The sequence below is a fragment of the Mycobacterium sp. TY814 genome (assembly GCF_030755175.1).
Classification (GTDB): domain Bacteria; phylum Actinomycetota; class Actinomycetes; order Mycobacteriales; family Mycobacteriaceae; genus Mycobacterium.
Genome location: NZ_JAUFRY010000002.1, coordinates 538,198 through 559,509, shown reverse-complemented (window position 1 = coordinate 559,509; position 21,312 = coordinate 538,198). Strand labels below are relative to the sequence as shown.

19 protein-coding genes and 1 pseudogene are annotated in these 21,312 nt (G+C 67.9%); 8 read left to right on the top strand and 12 right to left on the bottom strand.

The features are described from left to right. Positions 1-7: 7 nt before the first annotated feature. The 4 genes from cysW to QXH22_RS16180 all read right to left on the bottom strand — a co-directional run bounded on the left by cysW (position 8) and on the right by QXH22_RS16180 (position 3,282). Positions 8-820 (bottom strand): sulfate ABC transporter permease subunit CysW, encoded by an 813-nt coding sequence (gene cysW / locus QXH22_RS16195; RefSeq protein ID WP_306248428.1) that lies wholly within the window; start codon positions 818-820, stop codon positions 8-10. Continuing rightward, positions 817-1,689, bottom strand: coding sequence for a sulfate ABC transporter permease subunit CysT (gene cysT / locus QXH22_RS16190; protein ID WP_306276290.1), 873 nt, complete (start codon positions 1,687-1,689; stop codon positions 817-819). The genes cysW and cysT overlap by 4 nt, the downstream gene beginning before the upstream one ends. Beyond that, on the bottom strand, positions 1,686-2,726 hold the full coding sequence (locus tag QXH22_RS16185) for a sulfate ABC transporter substrate-binding protein (RefSeq protein ID WP_306276289.1): 1,041 nt from the start codon (positions 2,724-2,726) through the stop codon (positions 1,686-1,688). Before QXH22_RS16185 ends, cysT begins: the two co-directional genes overlap by 4 nt. A gap of 352 nt (positions 2,727-3,078) precedes the next feature. After that, on the bottom strand, positions 3,079-3,282 hold the full coding sequence (locus QXH22_RS16180; RefSeq protein WP_306276897.1) for a hypothetical protein: 204 nt from the start codon (positions 3,280-3,282) through the stop codon (positions 3,079-3,081). A gap of 200 nt (positions 3,283-3,482) precedes the next feature. On the opposite strand from QXH22_RS16180, the gene QXH22_RS16175 reads away from it, so the two are divergent. After that, entirely contained in the window at positions 3,483-5,435 is a 1,953-nt protein-coding gene (locus QXH22_RS16175; RefSeq protein ID WP_371934237.1) for a glycoside hydrolase family 15 protein, read from the top strand. Between the two features lie 39 nt (positions 5,436-5,474). On the opposite strand, the gene lepA is transcribed toward QXH22_RS16175, so the two are convergent. After that, complete coding sequence (lepA, locus tag QXH22_RS16170) at positions 5,475-7,439, bottom strand: translation elongation factor 4 (protein WP_371934236.1); 1,965 nt, start codon at positions 7,437-7,439, stop codon at positions 5,475-5,477. Here lepA and QXH22_RS16165 point away from each other — a divergent pair. Beyond that, entirely contained in the window at positions 7,406-8,017 is a 612-nt protein-coding gene (locus tag QXH22_RS16165; RefSeq protein ID WP_306248421.1) for a type II toxin-antitoxin system PemK/MazF family toxin, read from the top strand. The two genes, lepA and QXH22_RS16165, sit on opposite strands and share 34 nt — an antisense overlap. Positions 8,018-8,104: 87 nt before the next feature. Here the strand turns inward: QXH22_RS16165 and QXH22_RS16160 are convergent, their stop codons facing one another. Then, complete coding sequence (locus tag QXH22_RS16160; RefSeq protein ID WP_306248419.1) at positions 8,105-8,533, bottom strand: CBS domain-containing protein; 429 nt, start codon at positions 8,531-8,533, stop codon at positions 8,105-8,107. A gap of 131 nt (positions 8,534-8,664) precedes the next feature. Between QXH22_RS16160 and QXH22_RS16155 the strand changes: the two genes are divergently transcribed. From QXH22_RS16155 to QXH22_RS16145, 3 genes are all read left to right on the top strand, one after another. Then, entirely contained in the window at positions 8,665-9,504 is an 840-nt protein-coding gene (locus tag QXH22_RS16155; protein ID WP_306248417.1) for a ribonuclease Z, read from the top strand. Positions 9,505-9,638: 134 nt separating this feature from the next. Further along, positions 9,639-11,030: a PE family protein gene (locus tag QXH22_RS16150; protein ID WP_306248416.1), complete on the top strand. Its 1,392-nt coding sequence runs from the start codon at positions 9,639-9,641 to the stop codon at positions 11,028-11,030. 116 nt (positions 11,031-11,146) lie between these two features. Further along, positions 11,147-11,476 (top strand): PE family protein, encoded by a 330-nt coding sequence (locus tag QXH22_RS16145; RefSeq protein ID WP_306248414.1) that lies wholly within the window; start codon positions 11,147-11,149, stop codon positions 11,474-11,476. A gap of 7 nt (positions 11,477-11,483) precedes the next feature. Here QXH22_RS16145 and QXH22_RS16140 read toward each other — a convergent pair whose 3' ends face one another. The 3 genes from QXH22_RS16140 to QXH22_RS16130 are packed head-to-tail and all read right to left on the bottom strand — an operon-like array spanning position 11,484 to position 15,003. After that, positions 11,484-12,323, bottom strand: coding sequence for a transglutaminase family protein (locus tag QXH22_RS16140; RefSeq protein WP_306248412.1), 840 nt, complete (start codon positions 12,321-12,323; stop codon positions 11,484-11,486). Further along, on the bottom strand, positions 12,323-13,309 hold the full coding sequence (locus QXH22_RS16135; RefSeq protein WP_306248409.1) for an alpha-E domain-containing protein: 987 nt from the start codon (positions 13,307-13,309) through the stop codon (positions 12,323-12,325). Before QXH22_RS16135 ends, QXH22_RS16140 begins: the two co-directional genes overlap by 1 nt. Next, positions 13,309-15,003, bottom strand: coding sequence for a circularly permuted type 2 ATP-grasp protein (locus QXH22_RS16130; RefSeq protein WP_306248407.1), 1,695 nt, complete (start codon positions 15,001-15,003; stop codon positions 13,309-13,311). The genes QXH22_RS16135 and QXH22_RS16130 overlap by 1 nt, the downstream gene beginning before the upstream one ends. 141 nt (positions 15,004-15,144) lie before the next feature. Between QXH22_RS16130 and rpsT the strand changes: the two genes are divergently transcribed. Then, positions 15,145-15,408, top strand: coding sequence for a 30S ribosomal protein S20 (gene rpsT / locus QXH22_RS16125; RefSeq protein ID WP_306248406.1), 264 nt, complete (start codon positions 15,145-15,147; stop codon positions 15,406-15,408). A gap of 28 nt (positions 15,409-15,436) precedes the next feature. On the opposite strand, the gene holA is transcribed toward rpsT, so the two are convergent. The 3 genes from holA to QXH22_RS16110 are packed head-to-tail and all read right to left on the bottom strand — an operon-like array spanning position 15,437 to position 18,807. Next, entirely contained in the window at positions 15,437-16,396 is a 960-nt protein-coding gene (gene holA / locus QXH22_RS16120; RefSeq protein ID WP_306248692.1) for a DNA polymerase III subunit delta, read from the bottom strand. A 30-nt stretch (positions 16,397-16,426) separates the two neighbouring features. Further along, positions 16,427-17,935, bottom strand: coding sequence for a ComEC/Rec2 family competence protein (locus QXH22_RS16115; RefSeq protein ID WP_306248690.1), 1,509 nt, complete (start codon positions 17,933-17,935; stop codon positions 16,427-16,429). Positions 17,936-17,979: 44 nt separating this feature from the next. Beyond that, complete coding sequence (locus tag QXH22_RS16110) at positions 17,980-18,807, bottom strand: ComEA family DNA-binding protein (protein WP_306248404.1); 828 nt, start codon at positions 18,805-18,807, stop codon at positions 17,980-17,982. A gap of 231 nt (positions 18,808-19,038) precedes the next feature. Between QXH22_RS16110 and QXH22_RS16105 the strand changes: the two are divergent. Together QXH22_RS16105 and QXH22_RS16100 are read left to right on the top strand one after the other, a co-directional pair. Then, positions 19,039-20,195 (top strand): annotated as a pseudogene (locus QXH22_RS16105) (acyl-CoA dehydrogenase family protein). Between the two features lie 7 nt (positions 20,196-20,202). Continuing rightward, a complete protein-coding gene (locus tag QXH22_RS16100) occupies positions 20,203-21,309 on the top strand; it encodes an acyl-CoA dehydrogenase family protein (protein WP_306248400.1) in 1,107 nt (368 codons plus the stop codon). Positions 21,310-21,312 lie beyond the last annotated feature (3 nt).

Sequence of the window (21,312 nt, the reverse complement as noted above, 5' to 3'; positions counted from 1 at the left end):
GTCCGGCCTATTTGCTTGCTTTTGCCCGACGGGCATCGAGTACCACTTGAACGATCAGCACCAACACGGCCACCCCCATCAACAATGTCGACAGTGCGTACGCGCCGTACTCCGCGCCCCGGTTGTAGCGGTCGGACACCAGCAGGGTCAGCGTCTGCGACTCGCCCGGCAGGTTGGACGACACCATGATCACCGCGCCGTACTCACCGAGGGTGCGCGCGATGGTCAGCACGATGCCGTAGGTCAGGCCCCAGCGGATGGACGGCAGCGTGATCCGCCAAAACGTCTGCCACCAACCGGAACCCAGCGTGGCGGCGGCCTGCTCCTGATCGGTTCCCAGCTCGTGCAGCACCGGTTCGACCTCGCGCACCACGAACGGCAGCGTGACGAAGATGCTGGCGAGCACGATGCCGGGGAAGCCGAAGATGATCTTGAAGCCAAGGTCGCGCTCGACGAATCCGAGGGCGCCGGCGCTGCCCCACAGCACGATCAGCGCCACACCGACGATCACCGGCGACACCGCGAACGGCAGGTCGATCACCGCCTGCAGAACGCCCTTGCCACGAAAACGGTTGCGCGCGAGCACCAATGCGGTCGGGATCCCGAACACCACATTCAGCGGCACCACGATCGCCACCACCAACAGGGACAGGTTCAGCGCCGAGACGGCGGCCGGCGTGCTGACCCAGTCGTAGAACTGACCCAGACCGGGCTGAAAAGTGCGCCACAGGATCAGCACCACCGGAACCAGCAGCAGCACCGCGATATACGCCAGCGCCGAGTAGCGCAGCAGGTAACGGACCGTCCGGGACGAGTTCACGCGGACAACTCCTCACGCCGGGCCGCACGGGAGCCGATGAGGCGCAGCACGAGCAGCACGATGAACGAAAGCGAGAGCAGCACAATGGATATCGCAGCCGCACCGGTGCGGTCGTCGTTCTCGATCAACGTCCGGATCCACTGCGAGGAGACTTCGGTCTTGCCCGGTATCGCGCCGCCGATCAGCACCACCGACCCGAACTCGCCGATGGCGCGCGAAAACGCCAGTCCGGCACCGGACAACAGGGCGGGCAATAACGATGGCAGCACGACGGAGGTGAAGATCTTCGGTCCACTGGCACCCAGCGACGCCGCCGCTTCCTCCGATTCACGGTCGATCTCCAGGAGCACGGGCTGAACGGCGCGCACCACGAACGGCAGCGTCACGAACGCCAAAGCAACTCCCACACCCCACGAGGTGTGCTGCAGGTGCAGGCCGACCGGGCTGTGATTGCCGTAGAGGGCCAGCATCACCAGGCTGGCGACGATGGTCGGCAGCGCGAACGGCAGGTCGATCACCGCGTCGACGATGCGCTTGCCAAAGAAGTTGTCGCGCACCAACACCCAGGCGATCAGCAACCCGAACACCGTATTGAGCAGTGTGACGCCGGCGGAAATGGTCAGCGTCACGCGGAAGGACTCAAGTGCCGCGTGCGAGGTGACGGCCAGCCGGAAGGCGTCCCAACCGCCGCCGACGGCCTGCCAGACGATGGCGGCCAGCGGCAGCAGCACGATCACCGACAGCCAGACGGTCGCCACGCCGACCCGAAGGGACGTGCTGCCCGTGCGTCCACCGGTAGGCGGTTGGGCGTCGGCCTCGAGTTCCGGCCGGATCGCCTCGGGATTCGGGGTTGTCGTCACGGCGGTCATCCGGTGGCCTGCGTGTAGATCTTGGTGATGCTGCCCGAGTTCTTGTCGAACAGTTGCGGGTCGACGGTGCCCCACCCGCCCAGGTCGGCAATGGTCCACAGTTTCAGCGGCACCGGAAACTGGTCCCGGAACGTCGCCGCGACGGCGGGATCGACCGGCCGGAAACCGGCTTTCGCCCACAGCGTCTGTGCGGCCGCGGTGTACTGGAAGTTCTTGAAGGCTGTCGCGGCGGCGAGATGAGTGCTGGTGCTCAGCACGGCCATCGGGTTCTCGATCTTGAATGTCTGTGGCGGCGTGACGTGTTCGACCGGCTTACCGGCTCGCTCCGCGGCGATGGCCTCATTCTCGTAGCTGATCAGCACATCTCCACTGCCCTGGACGAAAACGTCCGTCGCCTCTCGCCCCGAGCCTGGACGCATTTTGACGTGTTCCCTCACCAATCGGTTGACAAACTCGATACCGGCCTGGCCGTTCCGGCCGCCTTCACTCTTGACGGCATACGGGGCCAATAAATTCCATTTGGCCGAGCCCGAACTCAGCGGGCTGGGAGTCACCACATCCACGCCCGGGCGAAGCAGGTCGTCCCAGTCGTGAATGTTCTTCGGGTTTCCTTTGCGCACCACCAACGTCACCACCGAGCCGAACGGGATGCCTCTGGTGGCTCCGGTGTCCCAGTCCTTGGCGACCTTGCCGCCCTTGACCAGACGGGTGATGTCGGGCTCGACCGAGAAATTCACCAGGTCGGCCGGCTTGCCTTCGGCGACGCCGCGCGACTGGTCTCCGGAGGCGCCGAAGGAGGTGATGACCTGCACACCCTTGCCTTCCTCGGAGGCATTGAACGCCGGAATCACCTTGCTCCAACCCGGTTCGGCGACCGAATAGGCGACCAGCGTGATGCTCGACTTCGCGTCAGCCAGTCCCCCGCCACCGACGACATCGCTGGGACCACCGCTGCACGCGGCAGCGACACCGGTAATCAGGACGAGGGCGGCACAATGCCGCCATCGAGACCTGAGATCGGAGAACCTCTGCGACATCGATTGCCTTTCGGTACGGGACATCTGGATTGGGGTCCCGTGCGCTGCGGAAAGGCGATTAGTCAGTAACGACGGAGATCACGAACTCCATACCAGACCGCACACGGGTTCAGGAGTCAGCGACAACAGCGTGCATCGACCGCGGCGCAACTCACCACGGCGAAAACAGCGCAGCCGAACGCCGAAACGCGGCGCTCCAGAACAGGGGCTGCGGCATGCATGTCGCGAAGCCTAACAGAGTTCACGCCGTCGGCAATTTGGCGGGCAAATCAGTGGGTGACGAGCCAGGTGACGATGACCAAGGCCACGAGCGCGACCAGAATAAGGGTGACGTGCGAACGGGGCATGGTGATTACCCGGAGGTCTCGTCGAAGTGGCGGGCGCGGCGCAGCAACTGGATTCCTTTTCCGAGCGCGGCGTCCAGCAACGTCGCCAACAGGTAGGCCAGCCCCAGGACCACCGGCATCACCGCCAGCGCCTGCAGCACGAACGGCAGGCCGGAGAGCCACAGCTCAACGCCGTCCCACCAATTGAGGAAGCCGTTCACCGTGCCCACCCTAGTCGTGGCCGGGACGGGTTTGCGCACACGTAACACCTCGGTTGCGGCGGTGGACGCAGAGCGGGTCGACGGTCGATGATGTCGGGATGGCCCTGCACCCCGATGCCGCTGATACAGCTAACGACGAGGTGGTCCCTTTGGCGGAGGAGTCCCCGACGGTCTCCGCGTCCACTGAACTTCAAACGGTCGACCCTTCGATGCCCGTCGAATTCGACTCGATTGCGCCATACGCGTCCACGTCGTCGTCGCGTAACCCGTTTCCGCCGATCGCCGATTACGCCTTTCTGTCGGACTGGGAGACGACCTGCCTGATCTCGCCGGCTGGCTCGGTGGAGTGGCTGTGTGTGCCGCGCCCGGACTCCCCCAGCGTGTTCGGCGCGATTCTGGACCGCAGCGCCGGCCATTTCCGGCTGGGCCCCTACGGCGTCTCGGTACCCTCGGCGAGGCGTTACCTGCCCGGCAGCCTGATCATGGAGACCACCTGGCAGACCCATACCGGCTGGCTGATCGTGCGCGACGCGCTGGTGATGGGGCCGTGGCATGACATCGAACGGCGTTCCCGGACGCATCGCCGCACCCCGATGGACTGGGACGCCGAGCACATCCTGTTACGCACCGTGCGCTGCGTCAGCGGCACCGTCGAACTGATGATGAGTTGCGAACCGGCCTTCGACTACCACCGCCTCGGCGCGGTCTGGGAGTACTCATCCAATGCGTACGGCGAGGCCATCGCCCGGGCCAGCAAGCAGCCTGACGCCCACCCGACGCTGCGGCTGACCACCAACCTGCGCATCGGGCTGGAGGGCCGCGAGGCGCGCGCCCGTACCCGGATGAAAGAGGGCGACGACGTGTTCGTCGCGCTGAGCTGGACCAAGCATCCGCCGCCGCAGACCTACCAAGAGGCCGCCGACAAGATGTGGCAGACCACCGAGTGCTGGCGGCAGTGGATCAATATCGGCAACTTCCCGGACCACCCGTGGCGCGCCTACCTGCAGCGCAGTGCCCTGACGCTGAAGGGCCTGACGTACTCGCCGACCGGCGCGCTGCTGGCCGCCAGCACCACCTCGCTGCCCGAGACGCCGCACGGCGAGCGCAACTGGGACTACCGCTACTCCTGGATACGCGACTCGACATTCGCACTGTGGGGTCTCTACACGCTGGGCCTGGACCGCGAGGCCGACGACTTCTTCGCCTTCATCGCCGACGTCTCCGGCGCCAACAGCAACGAACGTCACCCGCTGCAGGTGATGTACGGGGTCGGCGGGGAGCGCAGCCTGGTCGAAGAGGAACTCAACCATCTCTCCGGCTACGACCACGCGCGCCCGGTCCGGATCGGCAACGGCGCCTACGACCAGGTACAACACGACATCTGGGGTTCGGTGCTCGACTCGTTCTACCTGCACGCCAAATCGCGCGAACAGGTTCCCGAGACGCTGTGGCCGGTGCTGAAAAAGCAGGTCGAAGAGGCAATCAAGCACTGGCGGGAGCCCGACCGCGGGATCTGGGAGGTGCGTGGCGAGCCACAGCACTTCACCTCGTCGAAGGTGATGTGCTGGGTGGCGCTGGACCGTGGGGCCAAGCTGGCCGAGAAGCAGGGCGAACTCAGCTATGCCCAGCAGTGGCACGAGATCGCCGACGAGATCAAGGCCGACATCCTGGAGCACGGCGTGGACTCCCGGGGTGTGTTCACCCAGCGCTACGGCAACGACGCCCTCGACGCGTCGCTGCTCTTGGTCGTGCTGACCCGGTTCCTTCCGCCCGACGACCCGCGGGTGCGCGCCACGGTGCTGGCCATCGCCGACGAGCTCACCGAGGAAGGCCTGGTGCTGCGGTACCGGGTGCACGAGACCGACGACGGGCTGTCCGGCGAGGAAGGCACCTTCACCATCTGCTCGTTCTGGCTGGTGTCGGCGCTGGTCGAGATCGGTGAGGTGGCGCGCGCCAAGCGGCTGTGCGAGCGACTACTGGCCTATGCCAGTCCCCTGCACCTGTACGCCGAGGAGATCGAGCCGCGGACCGGACGGCACCTGGGCAACTTCCCGCAGGCGTTCACCCACCTGGCGTTGATCAACGCGGTGGTGCATGTGATCCGGGCGGAGGAGGAAGCCGACGGGTCGGGGACGTTCCAGCCCGCCAACGCGCCCGTCTGAGCCCGGCCCGGGCGTCCCGGCCTGCTTTCGGCCGGAGCGCTACTTCTTGCCCTTGTCCCCCGGCGATTCGGTGGACAAGGCTGCCACGAACGCTTCCTGCGGAACGTCAACCCGCCCAATGGTTTTCATCCGCTTTTTGCCTTCCTTCTGCTTTTCCAGCAGTTTGCGCTTACGGGTGATGTCACCGCCGTAGCACTTGGACAGCACGTCCTTGCGGATGGCCCGGATGTTCTCGCGCGCAATGATTTTCGACCCGATGGCAGCCTGCACCGGCACTTCGAACTGCTGGCGCGGGATCAGCTCCTTGAGCTTGGTGGTCATCTTGTTGCCGTAGGCGAACGCCGAGTCCTTGTGCACGATCGCACTGAACGCGTCGACCGCCTCGCCCTGCAGCAGGATGTCGACCTTGACCAGCTGCGCTTCCTGTTCGCCGGCCTCTTCGTAGTCCAGGCTGGCGTACCCGCGGGTGCGCGACTTCAGCGAGTCGAAGAAGTCAAAGATGATCTCGCCCAACGGCATTGTGTAACGCAGCTCAACCCGTTCGGGCGACAGATAATCCATGCCGCCCAACTCGCCGCGGCGCGACTGGCTCAATTCCATGATGGTGCCGATGAATTCACTGGGCGCGATGATGGTGGTCTTCACCACGGGTTCATAGACGGTGCGGATCTTGCCCTCCGGCCAGTCCGACGGATTCGTCACCACGATCTCGGTATTGTCTTCTTTGACCACGCGGTAGACGACGTTGGGTGAGGTCGAGATCAGGTCCAGGTCGAATTCGCGCTCCAGGCGTTCGCGGGTGATCTCCATGTGCAGCAGGCCCAGGAAGCCGCAGCGGAACCCGAAGCCCAGTGCCACTGAGGTTTCCGGCTCGTAGGTCAGTGCCGCGTCGTTGAGTTGCAGCTTGTCCAGGGCGTCGCGCAGGTTCGGGTAGTCGCTGCCGTCAACGGGATAGAGGCCGGAGTAGACCATCGGTTTGGGCTCGCGGTAGCCGGTCAGCGCTTCGGTGGCGCCGTGGCGGGCAGTCGTCACCGTGTCACCCACTTTGGACTGCCGGACGTCCTTGACGCCGGTGATCAGGTAGCCCACCTCGCCAACACCGAGTCCCTGGCTCGGCTTCGGCTCGGGTGAGACGATGCCGACTTCCAGCAGTTCGTGGGTGGCGCCGGTGGACATCATCGCGATGCGTTCGCGCGGGACGATCTTGCCGTCGACCACGCGGACGTAGGTGACCACGCCGCGATAGATGTCGTAGACGGAGTCGAAGATCATCGCGCGGGTGGGGGCCTCGGCGTCACCCTGCGGCGGCGGCACCTCGCGGACCACGTGGTCGAGCAGATCCGCGACGCCCTCGCCGGTCTTGCCGGACACACGCAGCACGTCGCCGGATTCGCAGCCGATGATGTGCGCGATCTCACCGGCGTAGCGATCCGGGTCGGCGGCCGGCAGGTCGATCTTGTTGAGTACGGGAATGATGTGCAGGTCGCGGTCCAGCGCCAGGTACAGGTTGGCCAGCGTCTGCGCTTCGATGCCCTGGGCGGCGTCGACCAGCAGGACCGCGCCCTCGCAGGCCTCCAGGGCGCGGGACACCTCGTAGGTGAAGTCGACGTGGCCGGGCGTGTCGATGAGATGCAGCACGTAATCCGTGCCGTCAACGTTCCAGGGCAGCCGCACGTTCTGCGCCTTGATGGTGATGCCGCGTTCGCGCTCGATGTCCATCCGGTCCAGGTACTGGGCGCGCATCGAGCGCTCGTCGACAACCCCGGTCAGCTGCAGCATCCGGTCGGCCAGCGTCGACTTGCCGTGGTCGATGTGAGCGATGATGCAGAAGTTCCGAATCTGCGCCGGCGGGGTGAAGGTCGTGTCGGCGAAACTGGCGATGGGAAATCTCCTGGTCGGGCGGTCAGCGAGTATGCCCAGCGTATCCGTGCGCGGCAGCCGGGACACAATCGCGCGGTTATGCTGCGAGCATGGCACCGGGTAAGAAGTCGTCCGGCAAGTCACAGTGGAAGACGTTTCAGCGGTTCGCGGAGAACTTGGTCAACGAGGCTCCGAAGGTCGTTCAGCGCCTGCAGAACACGCAGGAGACGCTGAAGACCATCCAGCAGGCGGTGAAGATCACCGCGAACATCATGGCGATGGGTCTGCCGGCGCCGCCGACCGAGATCACCGCCGGCCGGCCGGTGACCAAAACGAGCTTCCCGACTGCGCAGCGGGCCCGCAAAGTGAGTTACGCACCCGACCTTGACGGTCGGGCCGATCCGGGCGAGATCGTCTGGACCTGGGTGGTCTACGAGGACGACCCGACGCGCGGCAAGGACCGGCCGGTTCTGGTGGTGGGCCGGGACCGCACCGTGCTGCTCGGGCTCATGCTCTCCAGCCAGGAACGCCACACCGACGACCGGGACTGGGTCGCCATCGGTTCCGGTGACTGGGATTACGAGGGCAGGCCGAGCTGGGTGCGGCTGGACCGGGTTCTCGACGTGCCGGAGGAAGGCATTCGCCGCGAGGGCGCGATCCTGGAACGCGAAACCTTCGAAGTGGTCGCGGCACGGCTGCGCGCCGAGTACTCCTGGCGCTGAGGTTGCGCGAGCAGACGCGAAATCGCATCGGAGCGTTTGCTCCCGTGCGATTTCGCGTCTGCTCGCGGGTGGAACTTGCGGTGAAACTCAGCCCTGGGTGATGTAGGACTGCAGCTGCTGCTGCTCGGCCTCGAGCTCACCCATCCGCGTCTTCACGACGTCACCAATGCTGACGATGCCGATCAGCTTGCGGCCATCGAGCACCGGCACGTGACGCACCCGGTTCTCCGTCATGAGCACGCTGATGCTGTCCACGGTGTCGGACTTGGTGCAGGTGGCAACGGCGCTGGTCATGATCTTGGAGACGGGGCGCGACAGCACGCTGGGACCGTGTACGTGCAGTTGGCGCACGACGTCGCGCTCGGACACGATGCCGACCACGCCCTCGTCGCCCATCACCACCATGGCGCCGATGTTCTGTTCGGCAAGACCGGCAAGCAGTTCACGGACCGTCGCATCCGGGTTGATCGTCGTCACCGCCGCACCCTTGTTCCGCAAGACGTCCGCGATCCGCATCAATGCCTCCCGTCGATGGTGATCTGATTCACACAGGCTACGACTAACTCGCCCGGCGGAAAAGGACGCAATCGAACCCGTGTCTGGTCGATTGCGGTGAACACATCCGCTCGGCTTGTAAGGATGGGTCCATGATCGAGGTGACCCTGCTCGGAACCGGAAGCCCCATCCCCGATCCCAACCGCGCCGGACCCGCCACTTTGGTGCGCGCGGGCGGCCAGGTGTTCCTGGTGGATTGCGGCCGGGGGGTATTGCAACGTGCGGCGGCGGTCGGCGTGGGAGCCGCCGGGCTCTCGGCGCTGCTGCTCACCCACCTGCACAGCGACCACATCGCCGAGCTCGGCGACGTGCTGATCACCAGCTGGGTGACCAATTTCGCGCCGGATCCCCCGCCGCTGCAGATCATCGGGCCGCCGGGCACCGCCGACGTGGTCGAGGCGACGCTGAAGGCGTTCGGCCACGACATCGGTTACCGCATTGCCCACCACGCCGATCTGAACGCGCCACCGCCGATCGAGGTCCATGAGTACACCGAGGGGCCGGTCTGGGAGCGCGACGGCGTGACGATCCGGGTGGCCCCCACCGACCATCGTCCGGTGGCACCGACGATCGGATTCCGCATCGAGTTCGACGGGGCGGCGGTGGTGCTGGCAGGCGACACGGTGCCCTGCGCGACGCTGGACGAATTGAGTGCCGGCGCAGACGCCCTGGTGCACACCGTGATCCGCAAAGACATCCTGACCCATGTTCCGCAGCAACGGGTGAAGGACGTCTGCGACTACCACTCGTCGGTGCAGGAAGCCGCCGCGACCGCGGCACGCGCCGGGGTAAGCACTCTGATCCTGACCCACTACGTGCCCGCCATCGTGCCCGGGCAGGAAGAGCAGTGGCGGTCACTGGCCGCCACCGAGTTCGGCGGACGCATCGAGCTGGGCGACGACCTGCACCGCGTGGAAGTTTCGCCACGCTGATCGCGCCCGGGCGGGGTCCGCATCTGCCGAATTTGCAGACCCGCGCCACTAAATGTTTGTGCAGGTGGAAATAGATGTTTTCGGCCTGACATCGCGGTACTATCCGCTCCTGCCGATTCGTCGAAAGGTGCCGCATGTCGTGGTTCGCCGTGGGGCCGGAGGCAGTCGCGGCTGCCGCGAACAGCCTGGCCGGCGTCGGCTCGACCATCGATGAGGCCAATATCGCCGCGGCGATGCAAACGGCCGGGGTCCCCGCAGCCGCGGCCGACCAGGTTTCGGCGGCGATCGCGGCCTTCTGGGGATCGCACGCCCAGGGTTACCAGAACATCAGCTCCCAGATGTCGGCGTTCCACGAACAGTTCGTCCGGGCGCTGTCCGGTAGCGGCGCCGCCTACGCCAACGCTGAGGCGGCGGCCGCGTCGCCTCTGCAGGAGCTGCTCGGCGTGATCAATGCGCCTACCCAGCAGCTGCTCGGGCGGCCGCTGATCGGTGACGGCGCAGACGGCGCAACCGTCGGCGGCATCGGACAGGCCGGCGGGGCCGGCGGACTGCTCTACGGAAACGGCGGCCGCGGCGGCAGCAGCACCCTCGCGGGTGTCCCCGGCGGGAACGGCGGCGCGGCGGGCCTGATCGGCAACGGCGGCGCGGGCGGCATCAGTGCCGCGGGGGCCGCTGGCGGGAACGGCGGTAGCGCGTGGCTGCTCGGCTCCGGCGGAGCCGGTGGCGCCGGGGTGGCCGGCACAGCTTCCAGCGCCGCCGGGATCGGCGGCAACGGCGGCGCGGGTGGCCTGTTCTACGGCAATGGTGGTGCCGGAGGCGCCGGCGGGGCCGGTGGAGTCGGCGCCGCCGGGGCCGGGGGCATGGGCGGCGACGCACAGTTGTTCGGCAACGGCGGCCTCGGCGGGCTCGGTGGCAACGGCGGCGGCAACCAGGGTGGTCAGGGTGGCGACGGCGGCGCGGGCGGGGCGCTGTTCGGCGCCGGCGGTGTCGGCGGCGGTGGCGGGAACGGGGACTTCGGCGGCAACGGCGGTGCGGGCGGCGGAGCCGGATACGGCTTCGGCAACGGCGGACACGGCGGCACCGGCGGGACCGGGACCACCTTCGGTGGCAACGGCGGCGACGGTGGCCGCTCGGCATTGCTCTTCGGCTTTGCCGGCGCCGGCGGTGACGGCGGCACCGGTCTGGGGCCCACCCCCAACTCCGGCGGCAGCGGCGGGGTGGGCGGCCTGGTCGGCTTGTTCGGCATCGCCGGCGACGGCGGAACAGGCGGCGCGGGCGGCGGCTTCGGCGGCCAGGGTGGCAGCGGCGCCCTGCTCATCGGCAACGCCGGGAACGGCGGTGCCGGCGGCGTCGGCATCGTCGGCAACCCCAACGGCGGCCAGGGCGGTGCGGGTGGCGATGCGCAGTTCATCGGCAACGGCGGCAACGGTGGTCCGGGCGGGATAGGCATAGCTCCCGGTACCAATGGTGCAGGTGGGGCCGGTGGTGCACCAGGTACGTTCGGCAGCCCCGGTAAACACGGCTAAAACCCACACGAATACAAATTTGTGCAGCGGTAGGCTCTCGTGACGCGTAATAATAGTTAGCGAGGCGAAAAGGCGGCCCGTCGTCGCCCGCCGTCACCGAACTCGAGGTATGCCGGATGTCGTGGTTTGTCGCAGGGCCGGAGGCGATGGCAGCCGCGGCAGGCAACCTGGCCCGCATCGGCTCGACCATCGGCGAATCCAATGCGACCGCGGCCGAGCAGACCGCAGGAGTGCCCGCATCCGCCGCCGATCAGGTGTCGGCTGCCATCGCGACATTCTGGGATGCGCACGCCCGGGGATACGTTGACATCAGCAACCAGATGGCGGCCTTCCACGATCAGTTCGTCCAAGCGTTGACCGCTGGGGGCAACGCCTACGCCAACGCCGAAGCCGCCGCAGCCTCGTCGATGCAGGGCGTGCGGGACCTGCTGGGCCCGTCGGCCTGACCGGGCGCTACGCCAGTCGGGTGATCTCGACCTCCACGTCGAGGTCAGTCGCGCCCAGCCCCGAATAGATGCCCTTCAGCGGCGACACGTCGGCGTAATCGCGGCCGACCCCGACGCTGATGTACTGCTCGGTGATCTCGGTGTCATTGGTGGGGTCGTAATTCAGCCAGCCACCGACCCACGCCTGGATCCAGGCGTGGCTGCGGCCCGCTACGGTCTTGCCGATCGCGGCGTCCGGCTTCGGATGCAGGTAACCGGACACGTAGCGTCCGGGAATCCCCATGCTGCGCAACAGAATCAGCGTCAGGTGGGCGAAATCCTGGCACACTCCCTTGCCCTTTTCCAGCGCATCCAGCCCCGACGAGTGCACACCGGTGGTCCCGGGCAGGTAGTCCAGCTCGCTGCGCGCCCACCGCGCTGCGGCGACCACCGCCTCGGCCGGGTCGTGGTTCTTGGTGATCCGCTTGCCCACGGCGGCAACACGTTTGCTGTTCGGCGTGTAGTCGGTGGGCCGCAGCACCTCGTCGAAGCGGTCGATGATGGCCCCTGACTGCAGCTCCTCCCAGCTGGTCTTGGCCGCCGGCGGCTCCGGTCGCTCGGTCTCCACCACCGACGAGGACGTCACCGTCAGTTCGGTGTGCGGCGCATGCAGGTCGAAAGCCGTGACCGCCGTGCCCCAGTAGTCGATGTAGCGGTACGACCGGGTGGCCGGGATGGTTTCCACCCGGTTCAGCACGACGTTCTGGCGGGTGTTGGAGCGCGGCGTGAGCCGCGCTTCGTTGTAGGACGCTGTCACCGGCGACCGGTACGCATACCCGGTGGTGTGCACCACCCGCATCCGCCACATCAGGATTCTCCTTGAGTTTCCAGCGCGTCCGCCAAAACGTCACGCTGCCGGGCGTCCGTCCACGCCACCCAGGGCGCGGCGTGAAAGTACTGCAGCGCCAACGCATCTCCGACATCTCGACAGGTTCGCTGCAAGCCCGCCAGCCGGTTCTCCAGCGTTTCGAGCAGCACCCCGGGCTGGACGAACTCCAGTTCGCTGCGCGCCTGACCGAGCAGCCGCTGCGCTTCGGTGGTGGCGCCGATACGGCTCTGCGGATTGTGCAGCAGCTCTTCGAGATTGTGTTCGGCCAGCCGCAGCGAGTAGAAGACCGAGCGGGGAAAAAGCCGGTCCAGCAACATGAACTCGACCACCCGGCCGGCGTCCAGCGCACCGCGATAGGTGCGCAGATATGTGTCGTGGGCCCCGGCCGAGCGCAGCAGCGTCACCCACGCCGGCGACGAGGCGCTGTCCCCCACCCGGGACAGCAGCAGCCGCACCGTCATGTCCACCCGCTCGATCGCGCGGCCCAGCACCATGAAGCGGTAACCGTCGTCGCGCGACAGCGTGGAGTCGGCCAGCCCGGCGAACATCGCCGCGCGGCCTTCGATGAACGACAGAAACTCGTGCGGCCCAAGGCGTTTGGCGGCACGCTCGCGTTCGGGCAGCGCGTGGTAGGTGGTGTTGATGCATTCCCAGGTCTCGCTGGAGGTGACCTCGCGGGCCGACCGGGCGTTCTCCCGCGCCGCCGAGATCGCATCGACGATCGAGCACCCACCGTCGGTGTTGGGGCTAAACGCCACCAGATCCGTCAACGACCAGACGTCGAGCCGGTGGTCGGGAGGTTCGATGCCGAGCACCTTCAGCAGCAGCCGGGACGCCTGGTCGGGGTCGACGCTGGAGTCCTCGAGCAGTTGGTGCACGGCGACATCGAGAATGCGCGCAGTGTCGTCGGCCCGTTCGACATAGCGGCCGATCCAGTACAGCGCCTCAGCGTTACGGGCCAGCATCAGTCGATCACCTGCTGCTGTTGCTGCTGCTGCTGTTGTTCCCGCTTCGGCTCTCCGTCGAGGGTCTGGCGTGGCTGCTGCAGGGGCTGGGTCTGCGCCGGCCTGTTGACGTCCGGGTGCTGTTCGGGCACCGGCCTGGGTAGTGACCGCACCACCTGGGCGCGTCCCAGCTCGCGGGCGGCCACCGAGGTGCGCGGCGCCAGCACCCAGGTGTCCTTGGAGCCGCCGCCCTGGCTGGAATTCACCACGCGCGATCCCTCGACCAGTGCGGTGCGGGTCAGCCCGCCGGGCAGCACCCACACTTCGTTGCCGTCGTTGACGGCGAACGGCCGCAGGTCGACGTAGCGCGGCGCCAGGTTGCCCTCGATCCGGGTGGGCACGGTGGAGAGTTCCATCATGGGCTGGGCGATCCAGCTGCGCGGATCGTCGCGGATCTTCTTACTGATCGCGGCGAGTTCCTTCTCGGAGGCTTCCGGGCCGAACACGATGCCGTAGCCGCCGGACCCCTCTACCGGCTTGATCACCAGTTCCCGGACCCTGTCGAGCACTTCTTCGCGTTCGTCGTCCAGCCAGCAGCGGTAAGTGTCCACGTTTGCCAGCAGCGGTTTCTCGCCCAGGTAGTACTCGATGATGGTCGGCACGTAGGTGTAGACGAGTTTGTCGTCGCCGACGCCGTTGCCGATCGAGCTGGAGATGACAACGTTGCCGGCACGGGCGGCGTTGACCAGCCCGGCCACCCCCAGCACCGAGTCGGCCCGGAACTGCAGCGGGTCCAGGAAGGCGTCGTCGATGCGCCGGTAGATGACGTCCACCTGACGCTCCCCCTCAGTGGTGCGCATGTAGACCTGGTTGTCGCGGCAGAACAGGTCGCGGCCCTCGACGAGTTCCACGCCCATCTGGCGGGCCAGCAGCGAGTGCTCGAAATAGGCCGAGTTGTAGACGCCGGGGGTCAGCACCACCACGGTGGGGTCGGCCTCGTTGGTGGCCGCCGAGTTGCGCAGCGCCCGCAGCAGGTGCGAGGAGTAGTCGTCGACGGTGCGGACCCGGTGGGTGGCGAACAGGTTCGGGAAAACCCGCGCCATGGTGCGCCGGTTTTCCATGACGTACGACACACCCGACGGCGAGCGCAGGTTGTCCTCGAGGACGCGGAAATCACCCTTTTCGTCGCGGATCAGGTCGATCCCGGCGACGTGGATCCGCACCCCGTTGGGCGGGACGATCCCTACCGCCTCGCGGTGGAAATGCTCGCAGGAGGTGATCAGCCGGCGCGGGATCACCCCGTCACGCAGGATGTCCTGGTCGCCGTAGATGTCGTCGAGGTACATCTCGAGGGCTTTCACCCGCTGGGTGATGCCGCGTTCCAGGCGCGTCCACTCGGCGGCTGAGATCACCCGCGGCACCAGGTCCAGCGGAAACGGCCGCTCCTGGCCGGACAGGGAGAACGTGATGCCCTGATCGATGAACGCGCGGCCCAGCGCGTCGGCCCGGGCCTTGAGCTCGGAGGCGTCCGTGGGCGCCAGTTCGGCGTAGATGCCCTTGTAGGGGCCGCGCACGTTGCCCTGCGCGTCGAACATCTCGTCGAAGGCCAATGAATAGGCGTCTGAGGTGTTGTAGCCCTCGAAGATGCGCTCGGAACGGACGCGCGACCGCCGCTGGGTTGCCTCGATCTGGTTCGGAAAACTCACCTGTGTCATGCTGCCTCAATTCCCCCATCCCGGCAGACCGAGAGTTCCGCTTTTGGGCGAAAACGTAACCGACTGATAACCTGAGCAGTCGCTATCGGGTTGCAGGTACCCCGAGCAAAGCCAAAACGAAACGGGATAGGGAACTGACGCGTGGCCAACATCAAGTCGCAGCAGAAGCGCAACCGCACTAACGAGCGCGCGCGGCTGCGCAACAAGTCGGTGAAGTCTTCGCTCCGCACGGCCATCCGGGCGTTCCGCGAGGCCACCCACGCAGGCGAGAAGGAAAAGGCGGCAGAGCTGCTGGCGTCGACCAACCGCAAGCTGGACAAGGCGGCCAGCAAGGGCGTCATCCACAAGAACCAGGCCGCCAACAAGAAGTCGGCGCTGGCGCGCTCGCTCAACAAGCTCGGCTGAGTCTTCTCCCGCTAAATCCGGAGAGCCGTCAGTTCGCGGCCAGCTCCGCGACTTGCCGTACCGCGGATTCCAGCGCATAGTCGGCGTCCACGACTGCGCCCTTCACGTTCGCGTTCAGGGTGGCGACCACGCGCGACGCAACCGCCAGCCGATCGCGCGACCAGCGCCGGGCCTGCTTCTGCGCTTTCTGCACCCGCCACGGCGGCATCTTCAGTTGCCCGGCAAGCCGGTACGGGTCACCGCTGAGCGGCATCACCACGCCGATGGTGTGGATCGCCTCAGCGAGTGCGTCGGCCAGGACCACCAGCGGCTCGCCGCGCAGCATCGCCCACCGCAACGCCTCGGCGGCGCCGGCGACGTCACCGGCCACAGCCTTGTCGGCGATATCGAAGCCCTTCACCTCCGCCTTGCCGCTGTGGTAGCGCCGGACGGCGGCGGCATCGACGGACCCACCGGTGTCGGCGACCAGCTGCGAACAGGCCGAGGCGAGCTCCCGGATATCGGAGCCCACGGCATCCAGCAGCGCCGTCACGGTCTCGTCGTCGACCCTGACCTTCAGCGCGCGGAATTCGCCCCGGACGAAGTCGCTGCGCTCGCCGGCCTTGGTGATTCGAGCGCACGGGTGCACCTGGGCACCCAATGACCGCAGGTCCGCGGCCAGCGCCTTGGCCCGCCCGCCGCCGGAATGCACCACCACCAGCACGGTGCCCGCCGGCAGGTCCGCGGCGGCCGACGCCACCAATGCGGCCGCCTCCTTGCCCGCCTCGCCGGCGGCCTCGAGCACCACGATCCGTTCCTCGGCGAACAGGGAGGGGCTCAGCAGCTCGCTGAGCTCGTAGGTGCTGACGTCACCTGCCCGCATCCGGTTGACCGGGACGTCGGCGATGCCCGCGTCCGCGGCGGCGCCGGCCCGCTGCCGGGCCGACCGCAGAATCTGCGCGACAGCCCGCTCGATCAGCAGTTCCTCTTCCCCCAGCACCAGGTGCAACGACGATTCCCCGCTCATCCGTCGATGGTGTCACGGGGGTGCGACGGCGTCTGACACGGACCACGCCACCGCGCACCCGACCGTCACCCAGGCCAGTACCAGTCGACCGCGACGCGTGCGCGCCAGCACGATGACGACGACCGTCGCGCAGCCGACCACCAGCACACCGGAAGCTCCGGCAGGCACCGGAACGCTCGCGCCAGGGACGCCGGCGGCCCAGTGCGCGACGTGCAGCACCCACCACACTTCGGGGCCGGTGAACCGGATCAGCAGCTGCGCACCCGCCGGCCAGCAGACCGCCGCCACCGCGGCCGCGGTTCCCAGCACCGTGATCGGTGCGATCGCCGGCGCTGCAGCCAGATTGGCCAGCACGGCCACCGCGCTGAAGCGGCCCGAGATGGCGGCGACGAGCGGCGCCGTCACCACCTGGGCCGCCCCGGCGACCGCGACCGCATCGGCCAGCGGTTTCGGCCAGCCCCGACCGACCAGCCGGCGCGACCAGCCGGGGGCCACGACCACGAGTGCCCCGGTGGCGATGACCGACAGCGCGAACCCGACATCGACGGCCAGGTGGGGAGCCGCCACCAGTAACACCAGCACGGTGGCCGACAGCGCCGGAATCGCCTGGCGCCGGCGCGAAGAGACCATCGCGACCAACGCGATGGCGGCCATCACAGCGGCCCGCAACACGCTGGCCGTCGGTTGAACCACGAACACGAAGGCGACCAGGGCCACGGCGGCCAGCAGCACGGCGGGCCGCGGTCCGACCAGCCGCGCGGACAGCAGCATCGCGGCACACACGATCGTGACGTTGGCCCCCGATACGGCCGTCAGGTGACTCATCCCGGCCGCGCGGAACTCATCGCTGGTGCCCGTGGCCACCAGCGACGTGTCGCCGAGCACCAGCGCAGGCAACATCGCGGCCTGATCGGCCGGCAGCGCGCGGCGTACCGCGACCGCGAACCGCCCGCGGACCGTGTGCGCGGCCCGGTATACCGGCGGCGCGCGGCCCTGCTCCGGCCGGCCCACCGCGGTCAGTACCGCGACCGTCAGATCGCGGCGCGCCGGCCGGGTGATGCGGGCAATCACCCGCACCGGCCGGCCCACCGTCAACTCGTCCGCATCGAGATCCGCAGCGTTTGCGAAAACCGTCACCCGGCCAGTTACTTCGTCATCGCCATACCGCTGCAGGGTGGCCCGGAACATCATCCGGCCACGCCCCAGCGGACGTGGGGTCTCGCTGGGTACGACGGTCACCGGCGCGACGGTGCCGAATGCCGAGGTGATCGGGTGGTGCGCGACCGCCCCGGCGCGCAGGGCGATCGCCATCCCGTACCCCGCGCCCACCACCCCGACCGCCATCAGCCCGGCGCACAGCGCGGCAGTCCCCGTTGCGGGTCCGGAGCGCACCCGCAGCCACAGCACGGCCGCGGCGGCGGCCACCACGGCGCAGCAGCAGGCCAGCGTGCCGCCGACGGGCCACGCCGTTCCGGCCGCCGTCACGACCCAGGCGGTCAGCGCGGCCGGTACCAGACGCACGTCCGCCGGCGGGGCCGCAGCGGCCGGGCACTGGCCTGCCGGACTCACACACGGACCAGCGCGCGCAGCTTGTCCAGCCGCGCCGGTCCGATTCCGTCGACCTCGGCAAGCTGATCGACCGTGGTGAACCTGCCGTGCGCCTGGCGCCAGGCCACGATCGCCGCGGCCGTGACGGGACCCACCCCGGGAAGCCCGTCCAGTTCTTCGACGGTCGCGGTGTTCAGATCCACCGCCGCCTGGGCACCCGACTTCGGCTTGCCAGACGTACTGGGCCCGCCCGGAGGCGATTGCGCGGCGGGGCTACCGGGGCCGACGGAACTGCCCAGCACCGGCGGCTTGCCCGGCGTCGGCGCCAGCCCGACCACGATCTGCTCACCGTCACCCAGCGGCCGGGCCATATTGAGCCCGATGGTGTCGGCACCGTCGACCGGTCCTCCGGCGGCCTGCAGCGCGTCAGCGATCCGCGCACCCGGAGCCAGGGTGACCAGCCCCGGCTTGTGCACCAGGCCGACGACGCTGACCACCACGGGCCGATCCGGCCCCGTGCTGGCCGAGGGCTTGGTTGACGAAACCCGTTCTACCGGTGGGAGTTTGGCCGATGTCACCGGGGCCGGGCGGTCGCGGGCCAGGGTGAAGACGGTGATCAGCACCGCGAGTGCAGCGACGACCGCCAGCGCGATGGCGCCGGCACGGCCGGGATCTGCGCGCAGCCGAGTCATCCAGCTACGCCGGGTGGCCGTGTCGGGAAGCCACCGCGGCAGCAACGAGTTCGGGTCGTCTTCGGCGCAATCGCGTTCGGAGTCCTCCGATTGCGGGTCGGGATCGCCGGCCAGCCGGCGCTGCAGGCGCTCGGCGGGTAGTTCGGTTCGCATGGCAGGACGGTATGCGCGGCCACCGCCACAACGGCCCCGCGTCACCGGGCGGACCGTGCCGTCTGTGGATCAAGCCCGATCTGTGGATGAGCCGGTGGCGGCGGCGCCGGCGGCGCTGAGGTGTGCCTGCACGACCCGGTTGGCGAATGCCGTCGCGCAGCGCCTAACGTGCAGTGCAGGACCGCCGTAAGCCCCTGCGTCGGCGGTGACCCCGGATACAGGAGGCTGCCGATGAAGCTGGCGCTCACGCCCGACGAAGCCGCGTTCCGCGACGAACTGCGAACCTTCTTCACCACCGAGATTCCCGCCGATATCCGGGACAAGGTCCGCGAAGGTGGACACCTGACCCGCGACGAGATCGTCGCCACTCACAAGCGGCTGCATGAGCACGGGATCGCGGTGCCGAGCTGGCCCGTCGAATGGGGCGGAAAAGACTGGACGCCCACCCAGTTTCAGATCTGGACCGACGAGATGCAGTTGGCCAGCGTCCCGGAGCCGTTGAACTTCAACACCAAGATGGTGGGCCCGGTGATCGCCGAGTTCGGGTCACAAGAGGTCAAGGAGCGGTTCCTGCCGCCGACGGCCAACCTGGATATCTGGTGGTGCCAGGGCTTCTCCGAGCCCGAAGCCGGATCGGATCTGGCCTCGTTGCGCACCACCGCGGTCCGCGACGGCGACAGCTACGTCGTCAACGGGCAGAAGACCTGGACGACGCTCGGCCAGTACGCGGACTGGATCTTCTGCCTGGTTCGCACCGACCCGCAGGCGCCCAAACGCCAGGCCGGCATCTCATTCCTGCTGATGTCGATGGACACCCCGGGCATCACGCTACGGCCGATCAAATTGATCGACGGCAGCGTCGAGGTCAACGAGGTGTTCTTCTCGGACGCCCGCGTCCCGGCCAATCAGCTTGTGGAGAAGAGAATCAGGGCTGGAGCTACGCGAAGTTCCTGCTCGGCAACGAACGCACGGGTATCGCCCAGGTGGGCCGCACCAAGGTGCGCCTGGCCGAAGTGAAGCGGCGTGCCGCCGAGAACGGGCTGCTCGAGGATCCGCTGTTCGCGGCACGACTGGCCGAGGCCGAGAACGAGGTACTGGCTCTGGAACTCACCCAGGCCCGGGTGGTGTCGAGTTCCTCGGGCGGCAAACCCAACCCGGCGTCGTCGGTGCTGAAGCTGCGCGGCAGCCAACTGCAGCAGATCGCCACCGAGTTGCTGGTCGAGGTGGCCGGACCGGACGCGCTGCCGGTGGGCGTCGACGGCATCGCGTCCCCGGAGTGGGCACAGTCCAGTGCCCCGACGTACCTGAACTACCGCAAGACGTCGATCTACGGCGGTAGCAACGAAGTTCAGCGCAACATCATCTCCTCGACCATTCTCGGATTGTGAGGCTGTCATGGACTTTCAGTTGAGCGAAGAGCAGACCCTGCTGCGCGACACCACCCGGGAACTGCTGTCGCGCAGCTACGACGCCGAGAGTCGCAACAAGGCGATCGACACCGATCTGGGCTGGAGCCGCGAGGTGTGGAACCAGCTGGCGGAGATCGGCATCCTGGGCCTCGGATTCGATCCCGAGGAGGCCGGGCAACTGGAGATCATGGCGGTGCTCGTCGAGGTGGGACGCCGGCTGGCACCCGAACCGATCGTGCACGGCGCGCTGGCGCCCGGTTCGCTGATCGCCGAACTCGGCAACGACGCGCAGAAGGAACTGCTGGACGAGGTCGCCGCGGGCCGGCGGCTGCTGGCCTTCGCCCACCTCGAACCGGGCCAGCGCACCGGATCGGGCCAACCGGCCACTCGCGCTGTGCAACAGGGTGATTCGTGGACGATCAGCGGACGCAAGAACCCGGTGCTGGCCGGCGACTGCGCCGAGACGCTGGTGGTCACCGCGGCGCTGCCGGACGGCGGCACCGGGCTGTTCCTGGTGGACGCCGAGGCGGTTACGCGTGCGCCATACCGCACCTTCGACGGTCAGCGCGGCGCCCAAATCGACCTGGACGAGGCGGCCGCCGAGCCGCTGGGTGACGGGTCCGACGCGTCTGCGGCCGTCGCCAACGCCGTCATCCGGATCCAGTCAGCGCTGTGCGCCGAGGCGCTGGGCGCCATGGAGGAGGCGCTTCGCCTGACCACCGATTACCTCAAGACGCGCAAGCAGTTCGGGGTCACCCTGAACAAGTTCCAGACGCTCACCCAACGGGCCGCCGACATGTACGTGTCGCTGGAGCTGGCGCGCAGCATGAACCTGTACGCCGCGATGTCGATCGCCGACGGTAACTACGACCCGGTGATCGCCGCGCGGGCCAAGCTGCAGATCGGCCGCTCGGGCCGGCACATCGGGCAGGAAGCAATCCAGCTGCACGGCGGCATCGGCATGACCGCCGAATACCCGGTAGGCCACTACACGGCCCGGCTCACCGCGATCGACCACACGCTGGGGTCCACCGCGGACCAGCTGCGGGTGCTCATCGACCACATCGGCGACTACGACCTGGCCAAGATCTGACGC